A 2323-nucleotide genomic window follows, 5' to 3' on the forward strand; every position below is an offset into this window, starting at 1 on the left:
CAAAGTAGTTTTGTTTCATAGTTTTGATTAAGTTAAAAAATTAGAAAAAAATTGATTAAGGTCTTTTTTATATTGTACTGGTTAGGTTTTTTTTATAATCGAAAACACAACTGATGTGTTGACAACGATTATGATATTTGTGTTGGATTTATATAAATTATTCTTATATATATTATAATTTGTTCGATGAAGATGTAGTTGATTTCTCGATTTAATAGGTATCCTCGAAAAGCCAAAAAATATATATTGTATCAATATGATGCAATATTAAATATTTTATAGAAAACTACAAAATATTTCTATTTTTAAAATTATTTTTCTTCAAAAAAAAATTTAATTATAATTTATATAGGAATATTTATATGTACACAAAGATATAAAATTTTTAGGGTATATTTGATGTATAGACAAGTTTTTGTATAAAAAAGATAAAAAATTGACTTTTTTTCGAATGTCTGTAGAAAAAGAAAATATTAGAGGAGTAATTATTTTTTAGAGAATTTTTCGGCTTCGGCCAAAACTCGCATGGTATTGCCGCCCCAAATCTTTTTGATGTCTTTGGCAGAATAGCCACGTCGGAGTAGCTCAACGGTTACATTTTTTATCTTACTTACATCCTCAACACCTATTACATCGCTACCACCATCCATGTCCATGCCTATTCCTACGTGGTCGATTCCTACGAGTTTTACTACATGGTCGATGTGGTTTACGACGTCTTTCACCGTTGGCACATCGCTTGGGTACTTATACTTAATCTGGCGGAGTTCGGCATTGAGTTTTTTCTTATCTTCGGGTGTGGCATCGGCTTTCTGCACTTGCATTCTGATTGTTCTTATCGAAACTGCTACTTCAGCCGAAGGTTTTTTCAAGAAATCAGCCACGAAGTTTATCTGAATAACTCCGCCTTTCGATGCCAGTAGTTTTATCATATCGTCGGTCATGTTTCTTTTTACATCGCACAAAGCACGGCACGAAGAATGTGAAGCAAAAACAGGCACTTCGCTCAAACGCATGACATCGTAAAAAGCCGAGTCTGACAGGTGCGATACATCAACCACAATTCCCAGACGATTCATTTCGGCAATACATGCTTCTCCGAGTTTACTAATCCCACCGTGTTCTGCACCTTGTGGGTCGCCTGACGAATCGCTCAAATCATTATTGAATGAATGGGCAAGCGTAATGTAGCGTAAACCTAAATCATAATACAATTTCAGATTAGATAAATCGGTGCCAACTGGCCATCCGTTTTCCATTCCTATAAATACGCCCAGTTTTCCTTGCTTATGAGCAGCATAACCTTCTTTGGCGGTCGTAACCAAACTTACTTTATCGGCATTGTTTTTTACGGCTTCGTGAATTTTAGCAAAAATCTTTAAGGCTTTTTCTTTGGCTTCGGCATTGGCTTCGGGGGTTCGTTTTCCTTGCCCCAGATATACTGCAAAAAACATGGCGTCCATGCCACCTTCTTTCATTCTCGGAAAATCTATCTGTGTACCATCTTCGGCGTAGTTGTGTTTTGCTCCCACATCAAAGCCTTCTATTTCCATCATATTGATAGGTACATCGGCGTGCGTATCGACCGTATAGGCACTGGCGTGAATCTTATCAGCTTTCTTTAATAGACGTTTTTCGGCTTTATCTTGGGCAATGCACAAAAATGGTAGGCAAAAAAGTAGGGTGTAAAGATGTTTCATTGTTTTTGAGGTTTAGATGAAGGTATATTGCCAATTGTTGCTTATTTAAGTTTTCGACCTTTCCATACATATTCGCCTTGTTTTTGAGCTACAAGTCCAAAAAAGACTACATACAACGGATAAACAAGCTGCACGAAAGGAATCAACCAAATTAAGTTTTTTTTACGTAAAAAACTGACCATGAGGCTCAAAAAAATAAATTCTGCCGAAAATTTTAAGAAAAGACTCATCAGAAACGTTTCGGTAGAAATAAAATCAGCAAACCAACTGACAAAAGTTAGAGGTACGAGCAGATTCGCCAAGAAAACAAAAACTGCTAAAGCCGTAGTTTGCCAGTTATTATAATGTCGCCATTTGCTGGCCCAGCGTTTTCGTTGATTATAGAACGACCGCCAACTGGTGTGAGCTTCGGTTTCGACGATTGTATCTTGGCTTTTCAGAAAACGTACTTTATCGGGATACTTCGCAGCAATTTTGTGCATCAAAAATTCATCATCGCCCGATGCCAAATCTTCGTTTCCCGTAAATCCTTTTACTTCATGAAAAACTGATTTCAAGTAAGTAAGATTGGCACCATTGCACATATTAGGTTTTTGTACGAGCATCGCACAAGCCCCCGAACC

2 protein-coding genes are annotated in these 2323 nt (G+C 36.8%); both read right to left on the reverse strand.

Annotated elements, in window-relative coordinates; translation table 11 throughout:
- Positions 1 to 485 precede the first annotated feature (485 nt).
- Positions 486 to 1700 carry a dipeptidase gene (locus ACOVO2_RS23805; protein WP_421772371.1) on the reverse strand — a complete coding sequence of 405 codons (1215 nt, stop codon included), beginning with the start codon at positions 1698 to 1700 and terminating at the stop codon, positions 486 to 488.
- A 41-nt stretch (positions 1701 to 1741) separates the two neighbouring features.
- A partial coding sequence (locus ACOVO2_RS23810) for a glycosyltransferase family 2 protein (RefSeq protein WP_421772372.1) occupies positions 1742 to 2323 on the reverse strand: 582 nt, incomplete at its 5' end.

Source organism: Emticicia sp., assembly GCF_049241225.1.
Taxonomy (GTDB): Bacteria; Bacteroidota; Bacteroidia; order Cytophagales; family Spirosomataceae; genus Emticicia.

Bases quoted from the DNA above. Each gene is read 5' to 3' on its own strand.
- ACOVO2_RS23805 (WP_421772371.1), bottom strand. From the start codon at position 1,700: ATGAAACATCTTTACACCCTACTTTTTTGCCTACCATTTTTGTGCATT.